Consider the following 19500-nt stretch of genomic DNA (forward strand, 5'->3'; position numbering starts at 1 on the left):
CCATGCCCCAGTCGCCCGGTCGATTCATCCTGAAGGCACCCTTCGAGCCGACCGGCGATCAGCCGACGGCGATCGCGTCTCTTGTGTCACAACTGCGCGATGGCAAGCCCGCAGTCACGCTGCTCGGCGCAACCGGCACGGGCAAGACGTTCACGATGGCGAACGTTATCCAGCATCTCGGACGACCGACGCTCATCATCAGCCACAACAAGACGCTCGCGGCCCAGCTCTACGAGGAGCTTCGCGACTTCTTCCCCGAGAATTCGGTCAACTACTTCGTGTCGTACTACGACTACTACCAGCCCGAGGCGTACATCCCCCAGCGCGACATCTACATCGAGAAGGATGCCAGCCGCAACGACGACCTCGACCAGCTGCGTCTCGCAGCGACGAGCAACATCCTCTCGCGGCGAGACACCGTTGTCGTTGCGTCGGTCTCGTGCATCTTCGGACTCGGTTCGCCCCAGGCGTACGCCCAGCGTGTGATGACGCTGACGAAGGGATCGGAGATGCCGCGCCGCGAGCTCTTCCTCGCGCTGAACGCGATGCAGTACCAGCGCGTGGAGGTGGAGTTCAAGCGAGGCACCTACCGAGCGCGGGGCGACAGCATGGAGGTCTGGCCCGCGTACGAGAAGTTTGCCGTTCGCGTGGACTTCTTCGGATCGGAGATCGACCGCATCGAGCTGATCAACCCGACGAGCGGGGAGATCATCGCCGAGGAACGTCAGTTCTTCCTCTTCCCGGCGGTGCACTATGTCATGCCGCAGGAGGAGCTCTCGGAGATCACGGCGGTGATCCGCAAAGATCTCGACGCCCGAGTGATGGAGCTTCGCTCCGAAGGGAAACTGCTCGAAGCCCAGCGCCTGATCGCAAGGACCAAGTACGACCTGGAGATGATCGACGAGGTCGGGTATTGCAACGGGATCGAGAACTACTCGAGGTATTTCGATGGCCGGACGCCCGGCGAACGGCCTTACACGCTGATGGACTATTTCGACTTCGCGCCCCCGGCCGACCAGCCATCGGGTCCGTTCATCGCCGGCTCAGGTCCTTCAGACGTTCCGACGCCGACGGCCGCGTCCACGAGGCCGAACTATCGCGACTGGCTCCTCATCATCGATGAGAGCCACGTCACGATCCCCCAGGTCCGCGCCATGTACAACGGGGATCGCAATCGCAAGACGATCCTCGTGGAGCACGGATTCCGCCTCCCCGCGGCACTCGACAACCGCCCGCTGCGATTCGAGGAGTTCGAGGCGATTGTGCCGCAGATGATGTTCGTCAGCGCAACGCCCGCAGCATACGAACTCGAGAGGAGTGGGGGGGAAGTCGCCGAGCAGGTGATCCGCCCGACCGGTCTGCTCGATCCGGAGATCACGGTGCTGCCCGCCGACGGCCAGGTGCCGGACCTCGTCAAGCGGTGCAAGGAGATCGCATCGCGCGGGGAGCGTGTGCTGGTCACGGCGCTCACGAAGCGGCTGTGCGAGGACCTGACGGTCTACCTCGACCAGCAGGGACTGCGGGTGCGGTACCTGCACAGCGAGATCGAGACGCTGGAGCGTATGACAATCCTGACGGATCTTCGCACGGGCGAGTTCGATGTGCTGGTCGGTGTGAATCTCCTCCGAGAGGGGCTGGACCTGCCCGAGGTCGCGTTTGTCGCGATTCTCGACGCGGACAAGGAGGGGTTCCTGCGGAGCGGAACATCACTGATCCAGCAAATGGGGCGTGCGGCGCGAAACGCCAACTCGCGCGTCGTGCTCTACGCGGACAAGATGACGCCCGCCATGCAGGCCGCGATCGAGGAGACCGAGCGGAGGCGTCGGAAGCAGATCGCCTACAACGAGGCGAACGGGATCGTCCCGACCACTGTTCGCAAGGCAATCAAGTCCGGGCTTCAGCAGGAACTCGCGGCACGCCGAGCCGCACGCGAAGCTGTCGCCACCTCTGAACCAGACTACGCCATCGATGAACTCCTCAAAACGGTCGAAGAGGAGATGCTCGAGGCCGCACGCGAGATGGCCTTCGAGCGTGCGGCGGTACTCCGCGACCAGTCGCGAGCACTCAAGAGACTTCTCGAATCCGGGGGTCTGAGCCGGGTAAAGCGGTCCGAGCTGGAACAGGCCATGTCGGGCAAGCTCAATCCGAAGAAGGCCGGCATGCCCGGTGCCCGTTCCGGCAAAAAGCCAACGAAACGACGCTGACAGTCGGGGACTCTCAGGCGGGCCGCCAGGGCTAACGCGATTCTCAGCACACCGAACCTCGGCCTCGGAAGTTGCTAAGATCAAAGATGGATGGGCAACCAACATCTCGCGCGGGGTTTATGAGGCGGCTGGCGCACTATTGCATCGGCCTTGCGATCGGCTTGGTTCTCCTCGGCTTCTTTCAGCAGCGTCGCGCAGCCGAATGGAGCGCGAAGCAGCATGCCCGCGAGGCCGCTGGGAATCAGACTTCCGTGTACGACACGCGCACCGGGACACCGCAGATCCAAACCCAAAACGCGGCGAAGTCAGCTCTGGATGCTGCTGCGGGTGTACCGACGAGCCCCGCGACTGCCGATGACGCGGATACGGAATGAACTTGGGCTCATCGCGATTCCGACGGGTGATCTTGGTTCTTTGCGGCGGTTCGTGCAACAAAGGTGTCCGATCCTCGTTTGAGCAACGAGCAGGGCGGATGCCACAGACGACCAGATTGATGAGCAAGCGGTGTGGGTGAGCGGCAAGGCCAACCCATAGCCCGGCAGAGCAAGGATGCGGAGCAACAACACACATGAATCGCAGCATCTCCACAAACGCAGAAGGCCTGCGGCCCTCTCTCCTGCCACCCGAGGAAGCCGATGGACCCGTGCGAATCCTCTTCTTGAGCAGTCAGTCGCTCGGCTTCGCGACCCATTCGCGTTCCTTTGAGGTCTACGCGGAGACGAATCCCGCCGTTGATGCAGTCCATGTGCGATTGCGTCCGCCGGTCGTCATGCGCTCTCTCGCAAGGCAGGTGCCGGGTGCTGCCCGCTCCGGGCTGGACTTCCACCGCTACCGATACACGCGACTCTGGGCGCGTGAGATGAGGCGTTGGTTCAACACTCGGCTCCCCCTCAATCGCTTCGATCTCGTGCACGTCATGACCCAGCACCAGGCGCTGGCTCTTGCTTCGATCCCGTATCCGACTCGTCCCGCTCTCGTGACGCAGATCGACGCCACGACCGAGCAGGAGTGCCGAGAGTTTGGTACCACCCGACTCTGGAGGCGACCCGTCATCGCATCCGAACGCCGTGTGTTTGCGGCATCATCGCTGATCTCGTGCTGGAGCACCTGGGCCGCAGACTCCGTCATCGAAGACTACGGCGTCCCCGCCGGGCGTGTGATGGTCTCCAGGCCCGCACCCATCATCGCCCCAAGCAGCAGCCGCCAGCCCGTGTCAAGCGGTGGCATGGTCCGCATCTGCTTCGTGGGCAACGCGTGGGAGCGAAAGGGCGGAGACCGCCTCCTGCGTTGGCATCAGGCACGATGGAAGGATCGTGCCGAATTGCACATGTTCGGCGAGGTGCCGGACGCTCCCGCGAACGCTCGAAACGTGATCCGTTACGGCCCCGTCCCCCACGCCGAGCTCATGGACCTGCATCTTCCACAGATGGACCTGCTCGTGATCCCAACCGTGCAGGACACACTCTTGCTCGCCGGGATCGAGGCCGCATCGCGAGGCGTCCCCGTCGTGACTTCGCGACTCGCCGGCGTCACCGAGACCGTGCAGCACGGCGTCACCGGCCTCTTGTGCAAGCCGGGCGATGAGCGTGAATTCACGGATGCCGTGGAGTCCCTGCTCTCGAATCCGGATCGACGGGCGGAGTTGGGTCGCAACGCCGTTGAGTTCGTGCGGACCAACTGGAATGCTGACGTCTGGCACCGCATGTACATCGACACGCTCGTTGAGATCGCCAAGAGGCACCGAGCGATGGTGCGCCCCGCCGCAACGGGCAGAAAGCCGGGGTCGCATCTGCCCGCTCCTGCGAGCGGGAGATAGCGACCCACGGGCTGCGTTCAGACAAGCTTCGATTTGCTCAATCCGCGGCTGATCAACCCCAGAACAAGCAAAACCAGAAAGATCACGAATAGGATCTTCGCGATCGACGCCGCAGCCCCGGCAAGCGTGCCGAACCCGAGGATCCCACACACGATCGCGATGATGAAAAAGACCGCACACCAGTAGAGCATGATGGACTCCTGTGTTGTGCTGAGGCCGTTGGCTCGAACCGCAAGCAGTCTCGCGATCCCTGGGGGCGCCGAGTTCAATCAGCAGCGTCCTGGATCGCCTCCCCGGCTGATTCCATGTCCTTGCCTACACCCTTCATGGTGTTGCAGCCGGTCAGCCCCAGTGCGAACGCCGCCGCAAACGCCAACAGAACGCCTTTCATATTGGGACGACGCATACTCTGGCCTCCATTCATTTGGCTTATGTGCGATATGTGAAAGTGCCACTTCATTCCAAGAGGCCTTTCTTGCTCCATCCGGCGCGCCCCACCGACGGGTTGGCGGCAGTTTGGGGGATTTCCCCAGCCATAGGACCTGCCTAGCATTTCTCGATTCTCGAGACTCGCTCCACCCGAGGTCGGGTGGCGTCCAAGATCACCGACGCTTTCTCTTGCCCGAGTTCAAGCAGCCGGTTTCAACGTCAGGGGCAGGTAGATGGCATATGAAGCTTTATGTCGGCAATCTCTCGTTCAACACGTCTGAGCAGCGCCTCCGCGAGATCTTCGAAGCGCACGGCGAAGTCCTCTCTGCGTCGCTCGTGATGGACCGCGAGACCGGTCGTCCCCGTGGCTTCGGCTTCGTCGAGATGAAGGACGATGGCGAGGCACGCAATGCGATCGAGGCCCTCAACGGTCAGAACATCGATGGCCGTGATCTCACCGTCAACGAAGCCCGTCCCCGTGAGGACCGCGGCGGCGGCGGCGGCCGTGGCTTCGGCGGCGGCGGTGGTGGCCGTGGCTTCGGCGGCGGTGGCGGCGGCGGCCGTGGCGGCTACGGCGGTGGCGGCGGCGGCGGTGGTGGTCGCGGCGGCTGGTAAGCCGAACGCACACCCTCGACCACACTGATCGAAACAAAGGATGCGCAGCGGGCCGGGATCTTCCCGGCCCGCTGTCTTTGCGACAACTGTGGTGCCAAGACGAGCGGCTCAGTGCTCATTCAAGCCGGCTCGCAACCTTTCGCGGCACCTTCGCCCCAAACGGCCCGGATCACGTCGAACGTACGCAGCCCCTGACGTCCACCGCAGAAGAACGGTCACCACGGAAGCGTCGTGCCGTCGTAGTTGAAAAATCTCCCGCTGTCAGCAGCCGTCAGCCGGTCGATGAGCCGGATCAGATGTCCCACGCTCTCATCCGGCTTCAACGGCGCATTCGGTCCGCCCATATCGGTCTGCACCCATCCCGGATGCACAACCACGCAGGTGAATCCCTCACCCTTCAACTCATGGTGCATCGACACCGTCAACATGTTGACGGCCGCCTTGCTCGCCCGATACCCGTACGAACTGCCGCCTGAGTTGTTGGTGATACTGCCGAGCTGGCTCGACACCGTGACCACAAGTTTCCGAGATCCCTTCCGAAGGTTCGGCAGCAGGGCCCTCGTCACCAGCACTGGTGCGATCGAGTTGATCGAGAACACTCGATGAAGCTCGGCCGCGTCGCAACGAGCCAGCGTCGAGCTGTCGCTCGATACGCCCGCGTTGTTGATGAGCACATCAATCGACCGGTCGCCCACACGCTCCGGCAACGAGTCAATGCTCTTCTGGTCCGTGAGCTCAAGAGGCACCAACGACGCCGCATGCTCGTCCCCGGCATCCACTTGTGCCACCTCGCGCACCGAGCCCACCACGACATCGCCACGTCTCGACAACTGGCGGACGAACTCGAGCCCGAGCCCTCGGTTGCTCCCGGTGACGAAGTACGTGTGGGGCACGCTCGCTCCTTGCTGGATCACGCCTGACACCCCGTCCTGTGATCCGAACATGATCCTATCCGAACCCACTCCACCTCGTCCGGCCGGATAATCCGCAAACTCAAGCAAATACACGCCCACATCGGGGCCTTTCTCGTGCGGATCTGTCGTCCCCGCGACGCGAATTGGTCAGCACGCCTGCCTGCCCGTTCCGTCTTGGCGGCTCTCTGGCGTAGCAATCGGTTGCTTGGACTGAATACGAACCGCGATGCACGAACCGCCCGCCCGGGCACGTGCTGTCGCCTCGCACTCGCAGAGAAGGGAGCTCGACTGCTCATGGAACTCAATGGCACACCACGGAAGCTCATCTCCGTCATGATTGTTGACGACCAGTTGCTCATCAGGGACGCTATCGCAGCGATGCTCGAGAGCTCGGGACGATTCAAGGTCACCGATCTTCTCGAACGAGGCGATGATGCCCACGATGCCGCACGCCGGAGCACGCCCCAGATCGCCATCATCGATATCGAGATGCCGGGCCGATCGGCCTTCGACACCGCGCGAGCAATCCGGGCATCGTCTCCTGAGACCAGGGTCGTCTTCCTCACGGGTCATGGGCATCGTCGCTTCATGCAGGAGGCGGCAGACATCGGTGCCGCAGCATTCCTTGAGAAGACCACTTCACCAGCCGACGTTCTCTATACCCTGGAGCGAGTCGGCAAGGGCGAGCAGATCGGTATCCAGCAGGAGTCAGATCCCGATGCAGGCCGTTTCGATCGGCTCTCACCCCGAGAACTCGAAGTGCTCAAGTACATCGCGCAAGGATTGTCAACGCGAGAGATGGCGGAAGTGATGTTCCTCAGCCCGCGAACCGTTGAGCGCCATGTTGAGCGTCTGATGTCCCGCCTCGGAATCCGTGACAGACTCCGCCTCGCTCTCTACGCATTCGCGGAGGGCATCGCGACCGCTCCGAAAGTCGTCAACTTTCCTGTCGGCCAGGAGTCGGCTCAGTGCTGATCCCCTCGAGGTCGATGCTCCTATCAAGCATGTAGACTCGATCACCAGCCCGACACCTTGTCGGGCTGTGTTCTTTGTTGCTCACGCGAGCACCGACGGCGTCACTCGATCGGCTGCATCCCGCAGAAGCAGGATACCTGCGGAGATCAAGAGGCGAGCCGCGCCAACCCACGATCGCTTCGCGGATACCTCAGTCGCATCGTTTCGATCGCGCTGACGGACTAAGTATGCGAGTCGTGAGTCCGGCCGATCGTAAATCCTCATACCATATGGATTTATGTATTCATTCGAGTGACTGCGCGTGAATTGCGCGAGTAAGTCTCGCTCGGCGATACCATGCCGCCAGACATCCACTCCCCGTGATGCTCTCGTCGCCAAAGAGAGTGCTGAACGGGTTACTTTGGCACTCTGGCGTGATATCATGGGTGGCACAATCTTCAGCGCGTGCGGCTCATCCGAGAGCATCGCCGGCACTTCGAGGGGATTGACATGAAAGGAACTGTTATGCGACTGAGCGGAGGTCTCAAGATTCTCGCCCTCTCACTGGGCATGTGTGGCATGCTGATGGGCTGTCAGTCCAGCGGCTCTTCGTCCGGCTCGACCGGCAGTCTCTGGTACGAGCGCGATGACTCCGGACGCACCCCGGCTCCCAAGCCCGTCTCCGAGCCCGCCAAGCCAGCCGCTCCGGCCAAGCCATCCTCAGCAAACGCCGTGTACTACCCCACGGGCCATGAGCACAACGCGGCTCTCCTCGTCGAGCGTATGTACCCGAGCGAGGTCGTCGCGGGTCAGCCCTTCGAGTACTCGATCAAAGTCACGAACGTCAGCCCCACCACGCTCGACAACGTCGTTGTCGACGAGGTCCTCCCCACGGGCTTCACCTTCACCAGCTCCACCCCCGACGGCGCACGCCGCGACGGTGGCGTGATGTCGTACAACCTCGGCTCGTTCTCGCCTGGCCAGAGCAAGACGATCACCATCAAGGGCAACGCGGGCGGCGCGGGCACGATCGAGTCCTGCGCTCGCGTGTACTACACCCTCCCGGTCTGCCAGACGATCAACGTGGTCGCTCCGGCGCTCCAGGTCACGAAGACCGCACCGAGCGAAGTCCTTTACTGTGACACCATCCCCGTCAAGATCGTCGTCACCAACACCGGCACAGGCGTTGCTCGCTCGGTCGTTGTGAAGGACGAGCTCCCCGCAGGCCTCAAGACCACCGACGGCAAGTCGGTCGTCGAGCTCGCCGCTGGCGATCTCGGTGCTGGCCAGAGCAAGGAGTTCGCCATGACCCTCAAGGCGGACAAGACCGGCTCCTACCGCAACACGGCCTCTGCCGCCTCGTCGAACGGCCTCAGCGCCAAGTCGAACGAGACCACCACCGTGGTCCGTCAGCCCGTGCTCGAGATCGCGAAGAAGGGCCCCGCCAAGCTCTTCGCCGGCCGTCCGGTCACCTTCGAGATCACAGTCTCCAACAAGGGTGATGCCGCTGCCGCAAGCACCGTCATCGAGGACCCGGTCCCCGCCGGAGCGACCTTCGTCAGCGCGACCGACGGCGGCACGCTCGTCGGCAACACCGTTCAGTGGAACGTCGGATCCCTGGCCGCGGGCGCGTCCAAGACTGTCAGCGTCACCATGAACGTCCCGAGCATCGGCACCATCCGCAACGTTGCGACGGCCAAGGCGACCTGCGCCAACCCCGTCTCCGCCGAGGCAGGCACCGAGTTCGCCGGTATCCCGGCCATCCTCCTCGAAGTCGTCGACAACCCCGACCCCGTCGAGGTTGGCGGCTCCACCACCTACACCATCATCGCGACCAACCAGGGCTCGCTGGCCGGCACCAACATCCGGATCGTCTGCACCCTCGAGGACGAGATGGCCTTCGTCTCGGCTGGTGGTCAGACCTCCGCCACCTCCAGCGGCAAGACCGTGACCTTTGCCCCGCTCGCCTCGCTCGCCCCGGGTGCCAGCGCGACATGGACGGTCGTCGTGCGTGCCACGGCTGATGGCGACGTCCGCTTCACGACGCAGATGACCAGCGATCAGCTGACTCGTCCCGTCATGGAGACAGAGGCCACGAACTTCTACCGCTGATCTCGCATGAGAGCACGGTAGTCCTTCAGGAACTGCCTCTTACACAGCCGCCCCGCTCACGCGGGGCGGTTGCTTTTTACACTCGCATCAAACCCATCCAGCTACGCCGCACGCTCATCGCACTGCAAGCCGTGAGCCCCGTCTATGCCGTGCATCTTCATCTTCTTGTAGAGCGTCGTGCGGTTGATCCCGAGTTGCTCGGAAGTCTTCTGTCTGTTCCAGCCGTTGGCATGCAGCGCACGCTTGAGAATCTCCCGCTCCGGCTCACGCAGCGCGTCTTCCAGCTTCATCGGGACCCAAGCTACAGGATGATCACTCGAGCCCGTCGCAAGCGTCGATGCGACGTTGTGTGCCGCCTCCTGCTCAACAACATGGCTGGGCAGGTCCTCGATCCCAACTGTCTGACTCCGCGTGAGAACCGAAGCACGTTCAACGATGTTCTGAAGCTCCCGCACGTTTCCCGGGTACGAGTACCGAAGCAAGGCCTCGACAGCCGCAGGCGTGAACCCCGTCAACTGCTTGCCGAGCTCCGAGCCGAACCTCGCCAGAAAGTGCTCCGCAAGCATCTGAATATCGCCCGGACGCTCGCGCAGGGGAGGCAACTCGATCTTGACCACGTTGATCCTGTAGTACAGATCCTGCCGGAACCTGCCGTCGGCGACCAGCGCCTCCAGCGGCTGGTTTGTCGCAAGGATCACCCTCGTGTCCACCTCGATCGTCTTCTCGCTGCCGACCGGCTCGAACTTCCGCTCTTGCAGCACCCTGAGGAGCTTCAACTGCATCCCGGGCGATGCCGAGTTGATCTCGTCCAGAAAGATTGTCCCGCCGTTCGCCGCAAGGAAGCGTCCCGGCTTGTCAGCGTGCGCTCCCGTGAACGCGCCCTTCACATGGCCGAACAACTCCGACTCCAGCAGAGTCTCCGGGATCGAGCCGCACGAGAGCTCAACGAACGGCTTGTCCTTACGTGGGCTGAGCCGGTGGATCGCGTGCGCGACCATGCTCTTGCCCGTGCCGCTCTCGCCCGACATAAGCACGGTGGTCTTCGTGGGAGCGACCGCGCCCACAAGGTCAAAGATTTTCTGCATCCTGTGATCGGTGCCGAGAATGCTCGCCAGAGCGGTTCTGCCGTGCAGACGCCGCTTCAGCGTCTTGTTCTCCGCCATGATCGCCCGATGCCGGAGTGCCCGCTCAAGCGAGAGCCGCAGTTCCTGCTCAAGCGCTGGCTTTGTCAGAAAGTCGATCGCACCCAGTCGCAAAGACTCCACGGCCGACTCGATCGTGCCGTATCCGGTGAGCATGATCACCGAAATGCCCAGATGCTCCCTCAGAATGGTCCTCGCGAGTTCATGCCCGGACCCGCCGGAACCAATCCCGCCCGAACCCATCCCACCGGGACCAGTTCCGCCGGGCAGAGAGAGATCGCAGATCACGATATCGAAGGGAAGCCGCTCCCCCTCAGGGTCTGTCGCCTGTGCGATGCGCTCCAAGGCCTCGCGGCCGCTGAGCGCGGTCGTCGGCTCGTAGCCCTCGCGTCTCAGAAACTCGGAGAGCGATTCGGCGATGATCGGGTCATCGTCGATGACGAGGACACGGGCGCGATCCTTCCTCGCCTGATCACTCATGACGAAGCCCCCTCACGATCTCTCACGAGCGAAGCGAGCGGGCACGTCAGCTCGAAGACCGCGCCGCCGTCGGCTCCATCGAACAGCCGCACATCCCCGCCGAGCGAACGCACGATCGTTGTGGACAACGCGAGCCCGATGCCCGTCCCACCCGGTGATGGCTCGGCCGAGAGGGTGCAGAAGCCCTGCGACACTCCAGCCCCGGTGTCGCTGACCCTGATCCGGATCACGGTCACACGATCCGAAGCATCAACCGTACCGCTCACCAGGACACGCCCGGGACCACCGCTCCGCTCGATCGCCTCGATGCCGTTGCGGATCGCGTTAAGAATCGGCGTGTAGAGCGGCCCGGTCGGCACCGACTCGATCGATCGATCGATCTCCGCATCGATGGTAATCCGAGTCGGCGCGCCGATCGGTCGCGACACGTCGACTGCATGGCTGATGCTCTCGGCCAGAGCGACCCGCGAGATCGGACCACCGAACTGGGTCACGCCGCGATTCGCATCACGCATCGCGCCATCCACGAGCGAGGCCATCCGCTCCAGCGCGACAGCAACGGTCTCCAGACGCCGACCAACGGCTTCGAGCGATCCTGCTTCGATGATCCCGCCTCGCAGGTCCTGACGTGCGATCGAAAGGCACCTCGAAGAGCCGTCGAGCAGGTTCGCAAGCTCATGCGAAAGCGTCGCCAGTCTCACCACCTCATCCGATGGCTCGCGTGCGTCAGCAGGGTGATTCGAATGGTCCGGTCTCTGGAATGGCGCAGTCATACACAGACCATCGGCCAAGCCCATCCTCAGGGCGACCCCTCTGTTGTCTGCACGCAACATTCGACTCCGCCTGGGAGTTCAATGAGGCGTGCCCGCGACATGAGCGTCCGAGAACCATCCGACGCAAGGCGGATATCAGGACACGCCGATCGCGCCGGCGTCCCTGTCGCTCAGAAGCCCATCGTCAGAACGCTTCCTCACGGTGCCATCACGCTTCCACGACCGCTCGCAACGCTCGTGTGTTCCCCGAAGATCGGTCACGCGGGGAGCAGTTGCCGCGCCCTCGAGCGTCACGATGCTGACGCCGAGTAGATCCGAGAGATCCACGGCATCAAACGCGCGGAGGTCCCCCTGCTTGTCCGGCAGCGCGACTCCCATGTCGAGAGGGTTCTCAACACCCTGCTCCGCTCGCACACGCTCCATCGCGCCCAGGGCAACCGTCCGCATCTCCATCACATCGCCCCATCGCGGATCCGCCTCGACGCCGAAGCCCCATGCCCCGGCCTTTCCGAACATCTCCTCAACGTGCACGCAAACCGATGCGTCATTCGCAGCCACGCCCCTCAGCGACCTGAACGCCTCGTCTGCTGTGTGACAGAGAATCGGCGCGAGCAGGCGGCACAGACCCTCCGCGATCGCATGCATCGCCATCTGGGACCGCTGGCGTCGCTCCGAGTCCGGTCGGTCGCAGTACATCCGGTCCTTGACCGCAGCAAGGTAGACCGCGCTCAGCGTCTCATTGCAGAAATCGAAGAGCCGCTGGTGAGCAACCCTGAACTGGTAGGTCTCGTACGCGTGCATCACGTCCTTCGCAAGACGATCAAACTCTGCCAGCACCCAGGCATCAATCGACGTGGGCGGCATCTGGCGAAGCGCGTTCAGATCCGGCGACCGCTTGGCCGGCTCGTAGTCCGACAGGTTGCTCAGCAGGAACCGCAACGTGTTGCGCACCTTCCGGTACGACTCGCCCGCGAGCGCGAACAACTCAAGATCCGCCTTCACGTCGTTGTCGTACGCGAGCGACGCAACCCACCAGCGCATCACATCCACGCCGAACTCGCTGAAGAGGTTGTCTACTTCGTACCTGTTCGCATCGGGCCTGCTCTTTGAGAGCTTCTTCCCGTCACGATCAACGATGAACCCGTGAGTCAGAAGCCCCTTGAACGGCGCGGCACCGGTCGCGCCGAGCGAGACCAGGAGCGATGCCTGGAACCAGCCGCGATGCTGGTCCGAACCCTCAAGATACAGCTCCGCGGGGAAGCCGCCCTTGCGCTCACGCAGCACTTCATTCCAAGATGATCCAGACTCGAACCACACGTCGAGGATGTCCTGTCCCTTCGTATACCTCGCGAGCGCCTCACGGGTCAGTCCCTGGGGCGCATCCGGATCATTCGCTGGGTCATACCCCGCGAGCAGGTCCGAGGCGTTGCCGCTGAACCATGCGTCAGATCCCTTCTCGCGCACCAGCCGCGCGACCGCCCTCACCGATGCGGGTGTGAACAGCACGTCTCCGGTCGGCGAGAAGAACGCCGGAATCGGCAGGCCCCACGCGCGCTGACGCGAGATGCACCAGTCGGGGCGCGAGTCCAGCATGCCCCGAAGCCGGTTGCGTCCCCACTCCGGCACGAACGAGATCGATTCTTCCGCTGCCCGAATCGCCATCTCGCGCAGTGTCTTGCCGTCGCGCTTCGTCGGTCGATCCACGCCGATGAACCACTGCTCGGTGCACCGAAAGACCACCGGGGTCTTGCTCCGCCAATCGTGCGGGTAGCTGTGCGTGAACGTGTGCCTGAAGAACATGTGGCCGGATTGATCGAGATACGACGCGATCTTCGCGTTCGCATCCCATATCGACATCCCTTGGAGCCACTCGGGAACAGACGTGTCGTAGGTGCCGTCCTTCTGCACCGGGCAGTAGATCGGCAGCACCTCGCGAAGTCCCGTCTGGTAGTCCTCTTGTCCATGCCCCGGCGCGGTGTGCACGAGGCCTGTGCCGTCTTCCAGCGTGACATACTCCGCGCCGACCACCGACCACACCTTGTTCGGGTCGCAAGGGTGCCCGAGCCCGCACGGAGGGACGTTCGTCACAAACGGGTGTCTGTACCTCAGGCCCAGCAGACGCTTCCCGTCCGTCGTCGCGAGCACGCTCACGCGGTCCGCGCCCGCGGCCTTCGTCACCTTCTCTACCAGCGCCTCGGCCATCACGGTGATGTTCCCGTCCACATACACAAGCGCGTAGACGAACTTCGGGTTCACCGCTACCGCCACGTTGGCGGGAAGCGTCCACGGCGTCGTCGTCCAGATCATGAAGCATGGACGCTGCGAGGGTCTCACGCCCGCTTTCGGCTCGCGTGCGGACTCGCTCGCCTCGGGTCCGTCGCCATCTTCGCCCTCCTCGTCCTCGCCTTCGTCGCTGGTCGGCGGCAGTCCGAACGCGTCGTACACCGCCTCCGCATCAAACGCCTCGAAATCCACGTAGACAGAAAGGTCCTCGCGGTCCTCGTACTCAAGTTCCGCTTCCGCCAACGCGGTCTCGTTCGCGATCGACCAGTGCACCGGCTTCGTCGCGCGATACACAAGCCCCTGGGCCGCCAGCTCCGCCAGCAGCTCCAGCGTCGCACCCTCGAACGACGGCTGCATCGTCAGGTACGGATGCTCATAGTCGGCCAGCGTCAGCAGACGCGACATCTGCGTCGTGTGCAGCTTATGGAACTTCTCGGCATACGCCTGACACTCGCGCCGGACCGCCATCCGACGCTGATCCTCACTCAGCGTCTTCAGCTTCTCGTACTTCCCCTTCTCGAGCAACTCCTGCACAACCTTGTGCTCGATCGGAAGACCGTGGCAGTCCCACCCCGGCACATAGGCGCAGTCGTACCCCATCAGCGTGCGCGTCCGCACCACCAAGTCCTTCAGCGTCTTGTTCATCAAGTGCCCGAGGTGGATCGAGCCGTTCGCATACGGGGGGCCATCGTGAAAGTTGTACCGCTCACGCCCCTTCCGCGCCTCCCGCACCTTCCCGTACAACCCCATCGCCTGCCACCTCTTGAGTGAGGCCGGCTCGTTCTGCACCAGATTCGCCTTCATCGGGAAGGGCGTCTTCGGCAGGTTCAGAGTCCCCCGGTACCGGTTCTTCTGCTCCGCACCACCCGAGCCCGCCTCCGCCTGTGCCTGCGTCATTTCTCGGTCACCTCGAGGGCCTGATTGTCGCGTCCGCCGCGCCGTATCAGCCGTTGCTCACTGCCATGAATGTCATTGCCTTGAATGTCAAGGTCAGATGGTAGTTCATCAACCGCCGACACAAGGCAGACCCCAAGCCCAAGTCTTCTCAGACCCGGAGTGAGCACTCCCCGCTCCCGTCCGCTGAGGTCACGGGGGCAGCACTTTGCATGCCGCTCAGTTGCGGGCAAAGCACACGCCCTCTCACCCCAGACGGGGGTTGGGAGGAGCCGCGACGTCACAAATCGAAATCAGGCGTGCTCGAAGATCGTCTGAGTACGAACAACCACCCCGCCGTTTGCCTGCAGGTGGTACGCCTGAGCGTGCAGCTCGTTGGGGTATCTCTGGATGTCGATCAGCGAGAGGCACCGCCCAACGCCGTCCTCCCAGACGGTGCACATCCCCGTGACCTCGACCGCGAACGACAGCATCTCCTCAAACGTCGCGGCGTAGAGATTCTCCGAAAGTGTCTCGGTCTGCACTGTCGTCAGATACGCCACCCCGTCACGAGGGAACTTGTGCTCGTAGTCCCGCTCACCGGCGCACAACGCCGCAGCCAGCACGCCCGAGTCAGGCAGCGAACCCTCCTGATCCGTCACCAGCTCGCTGGCGCACATCGTTCGGTGCTCAAATCTGAGCATGTGCCCGCCATTCATGATCCAGGCCTCAAACTCGTAGTCCTTGGTCTTGAGTACCTTGCGATCCTTGAGCGTGAACAACTCCGGATGAAGAGCCCGGCCGTAGAGCACTGATTGGTAGGTATGCAGACTCGTCGCCTTCGTGTGCTGGCTCATCGCGTCCCCTTGCGTCTTCAATTCGGTCGGGTTCCCTCCCGCTCCGATGATGCGACTCCCGCCAAGTAAGCGTCCACTCTAGTCGGAAAGAAGATCCCGACCCAGAGAAAAACGATTCGGACACGGCCATTCGCTCGAATTGCAGGCCGAACCCCCACAAGATAATCTACCTGACACGTGCACGTCTACTAGGGAAAGCACCCTGCCCCGCTGTCAATTGTCGCAGTTCCCCCTGCACCGCGAACAGGGTGAGGCAAGGAAAGCCCGATTGCGAGCCCTGAGAGTCCAACGCTCTGCCCAACTCAGAATGCTGCCCGAGCACCAACGGGCTCTGGTGCTCTCGGCAGTCGCTGCGGACCCCAGAGCCAGAGAGCCATGGGTGTGGGCTGAACTGCTCGAACTGGCCTGTTTCGTGCCGCCCCCTGCCCCCACGCGAATCCAGGGCTTTCTCTGGCGGGTTCTGAACGCCACCCATGATGCCCAGCAGATCCGTTCCACAGCACTCCACGGCATAGCACGCGGCTGGTCATCACTCAACGACCTCGAGCGAGCGACAGCCCTCGCGGTCGGTGCGAAACAGTGGGGGAGTATCGCCCGTGACATACTCGAATCCGGGGACCTGCCTCCTACCTCGTCCTTCGTCGCGCTCCTCACAGATGCAGCAGATCCCGGGTGCACCGCCGCTCTCATCAGGTACGCAACCCTCGATGTTCCGGGCTCTGAAGATGCCGATCGCGCCGCTCTCAAGCTTGTCCAGGCAGCCATCGCAAGGCGTGATACCGGCGAACTCATCTCGCTCCTTCGCACAGTCTCGGAAGCGATCCAGCAGCCGGATGCAAAGGTCCGGCGCGGCATTGCCTGGAGCGCATGGGCACTCGTCGAGGCCGATCATGAGGCCACTCCCGATTCCGACGAGGCCCGACGCGGGGTGCTCTCGGTCGCATCTGCCTCGAACGAAGGGCCTGGAAGGGCTCTCTCCGCCGTCCTCCGATGGGACCGCGATCCACTCATTCGGCTCGCCGCGCTCCGATGGTGCGTCATCCCCGGGCTTGAGCGGTCCTGCACGGATCGGCTTGCTCGCGCTACATCCCAGCGCGAACACGAGGTTGTTCTTGCATCCGCCCATCTCGTGGTCCGCCCGTGTCGCCGCCGCTTGCTCCAGTTGATCCGAGAGCACCCCAGAGGGCGAACCGGTGTGCTGCCTGATCAAGCCACGGTCTCCGAACTCTCCATCAAAGCCCGGCGGAACCTCGCCCGCTTCGTGTACGCGACCGGTATCGAGAGCAGCCAACGCTCCGGGGCGATTGAGCCCCTCTTGACCGATCAGGACGAACTGACTCGTCTCACGGTTGTGGGCCGGGCCGACCCAAGCGACGTGCGAGACCTCTGCTTCGATCCCTCGCCTGTCATCGCAAGGACCGCGGCAATCCGCTGGTCGCGCGCCGGCATCACGCCAGCCCGCCGAAGAGCACCCTCCGCCGACGTTCGGCGGATCCTCGAGGCATTAGCCGCTTCCCCTCACCCCTCAGTCCGGCGAATTACACGCCGGGACCTTGAGCAAGCCGATCCATTCCGTCCCGAGCGGCCCGCGGCGCGGCTCGAGGCCCGTCGGATGCTCGCCGCCGATCCCGAGGGCTTCCGTGACGAGGTCCGTCGCAGACTCCTCTCCGGTGATCCGAAGAGACAGCTCAACGCCCTCAGGGTCGCCCAGTGGCTTCGCATCGTCGAAGACTTCGAGTCCGATCTCCTCTCGCTGCTTGAAGTGTGCCGCGGTTCCGATGAGCGGGACACATGGCTGCGTGCCGGCATCGTCAGTGCGCTCGGAGCGACAACGCGAACGACCACCCTCGACACGATCGAGTCCCTCGTGGAAGACTCGGATCCACGCGTCGCTGCGAACGCGATCGATGCCCTTGTGCTCGGACCAGCCGCCGCCTCGCGCCCCACCCAAGTCGAGTCCCGACTGATCGAATACAAGCGGTCTGATGCCCACCGGCCGCGCGGTGCAGCCGTCAGAGGACTCGCTGTTCTCGCCGCCAGACGCCAAACCGATTCCGCCGCCGCAGCAGCAGAGATCGAACTCCTCCGCCACGACCCGAGACCGGCACACGTCGCGGCGGGGAACTGGGTGGCATCTCGAGCCGAGGCCTACCGAGGCCTCTCCGAGTGGATCGCCGAGGGGCCCGCGAGATGACGCTCCAGCCACCCAGACTGCTGACCGGTGAACTCGGCCCTTCAGGCCCCGAAGCCGCCGCGACTCAACCACACCCGTGGCTCCTCGTGGTCGCGTCACTGGTGGCGCTCGCGACCCTGGCATGGTGGGTATGGTGGTTCTTTCGATTCAGGAAGGCGAAACTCGACGAGTCCGAGGCCGCATTTCGCAGACTCTCACGCATCGTTGGACTCGGCCATTCTGACCGTGAACGACTCCGCGCGCTCTGCATGAAGGCGGGGGTCGATCCGCTCGCAACCCTCGGCAGCCCAACCCTCGCCGCAACAGTCCTTCAGACCTCGCCCGAAACGTCCGCGCGGCAACGGCGGCTCTGGAAGTCCCTCTGTGGCACCTTTCCCGGCGATGGCGGTATCCCTTCAGTCTGATTTCACGCAAGGTCGCGATCACAACCGAAAGCACCGCTGCCAAACCGCCAATACTTGCCCGTCCGTGCCCCCCTGAAGCCGCACACCGAGAGAGCCGCACAATGCACAATCGACCCGTTCCAGCACAGTTGCAGGCGCACACCAGATTCGCCGCGTTCGCGATGATCGTCTCCGCCTCGGTGGTGCCGGCGGCACACTCGATCGAGCCCGAGAGAGCGTCTTCGGCTCCCTACATCAGAGTCGTCGACGACGAAACGGCTCAAACAGTTCGTCTCGAAGTGGCGGCCCGTCGCTTCGAGCACCCCGCCGACGAGCGACCCGTGATCCGCATGGCCGGAGCCGTGCACATCGGTGACGCCGTCTTCTATGAGTCGCTCCAGTCACTGATGGACGCCCAGGATGTCGTCCTGTTTGAGAGCGTCAAGCCCAGCGGCTCTGGCGAACTCCCGCCGAACGCGACCGACGAGGACAAGGCAAGGTACACCAAACGCCGCCTCAAGCTCCTCTCCATGCTTATCGAGCGCGAAGCCCAGCGATCCGGCACGCTCCCCGCATCGATCGAAGGCGCGGAGAGATCGGCAGATGATCGCTTCGCTCGCATCATGTCCGCCGCCAGGCAGGACGCATGGGGCGGAGCGATCCGATACGAAGTCTCGGATGATGGCGAGCGGTTCACACTCACGAGCGATGGTGCCGACGGTGTGCCCGGCGGGGAGGGGCTCGACGCCGACCTCTTTCACGAGGCCCGACGCCCGAGCCCCGGCGAACACGCCGAGTCGTCCGGCGGCATCCAGAAACAACTCGCATCATCCCTCGGGCTTGTTTTCCAGCCCGAGGCCATGAACGAGGGCGGACCCAACTGGCGGAACAGCGACATGTCCGTCGACCAGGTGCAGGAACGCATGGAAGCACATGGAACGGACGCGTCGCCGCTGTTCAACATGCTCAGCGGCGAGTCCTTCACCGCCCGGTTCGCCGGCGTTATGCTCAGGTTGATCACCGCTTCTGAACAGTCACGCTCAATGACCAAACTCGCGATGGTCGAGATGCTCGGCTCCGCCGACCAATTGCTCGCAGCGGGCGGCGGAGTTGGCATGCCCGGCGGCGAGGGGTTCCTCAAGGTCATCATCGAAGAGCGGAATGAGGTCGTCATCGCAGACCTGGTTCGCATCATCGAGAACGAGCCGGACGTCCGGACCATCGGAATCCTGTACGGGGCAGGCCACCTGGCGCACCTCGAATCACGCCTGGCAGACCTGGGCTACCTCCCGGTCGAAGACCAGTGGTTCCCTGCCATCACGATCGATCTCGCCGCTTCCGGCATGTCCGCGCAGCAGGCCGCAGCGATGCGTCAGATGATGCGCACCTCGATCGAGCGCCAACTCAAGGCAGCGCAGCGTCGCCGCTGACATCATCACGAATCACGCGCTGCGAGTGCCGCGCCCACCGC

General features: G+C 63.5%; 16 protein-coding genes. 9 read left to right on the forward strand and 7 right to left on the reverse strand.

Annotated features, from left to right (window positions below):
- Positions 1-2 precede the first annotated feature (2 nt).
- The 3 genes from KF838_02335 to KF838_02345 all read left to right on the forward strand — a co-directional run bounded on the left by KF838_02335 (position 3) and on the right by KF838_02345 (position 4020).
- Positions 3-2204 carry an excinuclease ABC subunit UvrB gene (locus tag KF838_02335; GenBank protein ID QYK48699.1) on the forward strand — a complete coding sequence of 734 codons (2202 nt, stop codon included), beginning with the start codon at positions 3-5 and terminating at the stop codon, positions 2202-2204.
- A gap of 86 nt (positions 2205-2290) precedes the next feature.
- Complete coding sequence (locus tag KF838_02340) at positions 2291-2578, forward strand: hypothetical protein (protein QYK48700.1); 288 nt, start codon at positions 2291-2293, stop codon at positions 2576-2578.
- A 194-nt stretch (positions 2579-2772) separates the two neighbouring features.
- Positions 2773-4020, forward strand: coding sequence for a glycosyltransferase family 4 protein (locus tag KF838_02345; protein ID QYK48701.1), 1248 nt, complete (start codon positions 2773-2775; stop codon positions 4018-4020).
- A 17-nt stretch (positions 4021-4037) separates the two neighbouring features.
- On the opposite strand, the gene KF838_02350 is transcribed toward KF838_02345, so the two are convergent.
- Both KF838_02350 and KF838_02355 read right to left on the reverse strand, forming a co-directional pair.
- Entirely contained in the window at positions 4038-4211 is a 174-nt protein-coding gene (locus KF838_02350) for a DUF1328 domain-containing protein (GenBank protein QYK48702.1), read from the reverse strand.
- Positions 4212-4285: 74 nt separating this feature from the next.
- Positions 4286-4411, reverse strand: a complete 126-nt coding sequence (locus tag KF838_02355) for an entericidin A/B family lipoprotein (GenBank protein ID QYK49807.1) — start codon at positions 4409-4411, stop codon at positions 4286-4288.
- 278 nt (positions 4412-4689) lie between these two features.
- On the opposite strand from KF838_02355, the gene KF838_02360 reads away from it, so the two are divergent.
- Complete coding sequence (locus tag KF838_02360) at positions 4690-5064, forward strand: RNA-binding protein (GenBank protein ID QYK48703.1); 375 nt, start codon at positions 4690-4692, stop codon at positions 5062-5064.
- Positions 5065-5279: 215 nt separating this feature from the next.
- Here the strand turns inward: KF838_02360 and KF838_02365 are convergent, their stop codons facing one another.
- The gene (locus tag KF838_02365) at positions 5280-6008 is read right to left on the reverse strand and encodes an SDR family oxidoreductase (GenBank protein QYK48704.1); all 729 of its coding nucleotides are present in this window, start codon (positions 6006-6008) and stop codon (positions 5280-5282) included.
- A 264-nt stretch (positions 6009-6272) separates the two neighbouring features.
- Between KF838_02365 and KF838_02370 the strand changes: the two genes are divergently transcribed.
- The gene (locus KF838_02370) at positions 6273-6953 is read left to right on the forward strand and encodes a response regulator transcription factor (protein QYK48705.1); all 681 of its coding nucleotides are present in this window, start codon (positions 6273-6275) and stop codon (positions 6951-6953) included.
- 489 nt (positions 6954-7442) lie between these two features.
- On the forward strand, positions 7443-9044 hold the full coding sequence (locus tag KF838_02375; GenBank protein QYK48706.1) for a DUF11 domain-containing protein: 1602 nt from the start codon (positions 7443-7445) through the stop codon (positions 9042-9044).
- A gap of 101 nt (positions 9045-9145) precedes the next feature.
- Here the strand turns inward: KF838_02375 and KF838_02380 are convergent, their stop codons facing one another.
- The 4 genes from KF838_02380 to KF838_02395 form a co-directional block, all read right to left on the reverse strand.
- Complete coding sequence (locus tag KF838_02380) at positions 9146-10666, reverse strand: sigma-54-dependent Fis family transcriptional regulator (GenBank protein ID QYK48707.1); 1521 nt, start codon at positions 10664-10666, stop codon at positions 9146-9148.
- Positions 10663-11367: a HAMP domain-containing histidine kinase gene (locus tag KF838_02385; GenBank protein QYK48708.1), complete on the reverse strand. Its 705-nt coding sequence runs from the start codon at positions 11365-11367 to the stop codon at positions 10663-10665. The genes KF838_02380 and KF838_02385 overlap by 4 nt, the downstream gene beginning before the upstream one ends.
- Before the next feature lie 207 nt (positions 11368-11574).
- The gene (ileS, locus tag KF838_02390; protein ID QYK48709.1) at positions 11575-14619 is read right to left on the reverse strand and encodes an isoleucine--tRNA ligase; all 3045 of its coding nucleotides are present in this window, start codon (positions 14617-14619) and stop codon (positions 11575-11577) included.
- A gap of 290 nt (positions 14620-14909) precedes the next feature.
- A complete protein-coding gene (locus tag KF838_02395; protein QYK48710.1) occupies positions 14910-15452 on the reverse strand; it encodes a DUF2617 family protein in 543 nt (180 codons plus the stop codon).
- 268 nt (positions 15453-15720) lie between these two features.
- Here KF838_02395 and KF838_02400 point away from each other — a divergent pair, with 268 nt between their 5' ends.
- From KF838_02400 to KF838_02410, 3 genes are all read left to right on the forward strand, one after another.
- Complete coding sequence (locus tag KF838_02400; protein ID QYK48711.1) at positions 15721-17646, forward strand: hypothetical protein; 1926 nt, start codon at positions 15721-15723, stop codon at positions 17644-17646.
- A complete protein-coding gene (locus KF838_02405) occupies positions 17643-18050 on the forward strand; it encodes a hypothetical protein (GenBank protein QYK48712.1) in 408 nt (135 codons plus the stop codon). The genes KF838_02400 and KF838_02405 overlap by 4 nt, the downstream gene beginning before the upstream one ends.
- 101 nt (positions 18051-18151) lie before the next feature.
- Positions 18152-19459, forward strand: a complete 1308-nt coding sequence (locus KF838_02410; GenBank protein QYK48713.1) for a type II secretion system protein GspG — start codon at positions 18152-18154, stop codon at positions 19457-19459.
- The last annotated feature ends 41 nt before the right edge of the window (positions 19460-19500 follow it).

The sequence above is a fragment of the Phycisphaeraceae bacterium genome (assembly GCA_019454185.1).
In the GTDB taxonomy this organism is placed as follows: domain Bacteria; phylum Planctomycetota; class Phycisphaerae; order Phycisphaerales; family UBA1924; genus JAHBWV01.

Bases quoted from the DNA above. Each gene is read 5' to 3' on its own strand.
- KF838_02335 (QYK48699.1), top strand. From the start codon at position 3: ATGCCCCAGTCGCCCGGTCGATTCATCCTGAAGGCACCCTTCGAGCCG.
- KF838_02340 (QYK48700.1), top strand. From the start codon at position 2,291: ATGGATGGGCAACCAACATCTCGCGCGGGGTTTATGAGGCGGCTGGCG.
- KF838_02345 (QYK48701.1), top strand. From the start codon at position 2,773: ATGAATCGCAGCATCTCCACAAACGCAGAAGGCCTGCGGCCCTCTCTC.
- KF838_02350 (QYK48702.1), bottom strand. From the start codon at position 4,211: ATGCTCTACTGGTGTGCGGTCTTTTTCATCATCGCGATCGTGTGTGGG.
- KF838_02355 (QYK49807.1), bottom strand. From the start codon at position 4,411: ATGAAAGGCGTTCTGTTGGCGTTTGCGGCGGCGTTCGCACTGGGGCTG.
- KF838_02360 (QYK48703.1), top strand. From the start codon at position 4,690: ATGAAGCTTTATGTCGGCAATCTCTCGTTCAACACGTCTGAGCAGCGC.
- KF838_02365 (QYK48704.1), bottom strand. From the start codon at position 6,008: ATGTTCGGATCACAGGACGGGGTGTCAGGCGTGATCCAGCAAGGAGCG.
- KF838_02370 (QYK48705.1), top strand. From the start codon at position 6,273: ATGGAACTCAATGGCACACCACGGAAGCTCATCTCCGTCATGATTGTT.
- KF838_02375 (QYK48706.1), top strand. From the start codon at position 7,443: ATGAAAGGAACTGTTATGCGACTGAGCGGAGGTCTCAAGATTCTCGCC.
- KF838_02380 (QYK48707.1), bottom strand. From the start codon at position 10,666: ATGAGTGATCAGGCGAGGAAGGATCGCGCCCGTGTCCTCGTCATCGAC.
- ileS (QYK48709.1), bottom strand. From the start codon at position 14,619: ATGACGCAGGCACAGGCGGAGGCGGGCTCGGGTGGTGCGGAGCAGAAG.
- KF838_02395 (QYK48710.1), bottom strand. From the start codon at position 15,452: ATGAGCCAGCACACGAAGGCGACGAGTCTGCATACCTACCAATCAGTG.
- KF838_02405 (QYK48712.1), top strand. From the start codon at position 17,643: ATGACGCTCCAGCCACCCAGACTGCTGACCGGTGAACTCGGCCCTTCA.
- KF838_02410 (QYK48713.1), top strand. From the start codon at position 18,152: ATGCACAATCGACCCGTTCCAGCACAGTTGCAGGCGCACACCAGATTC.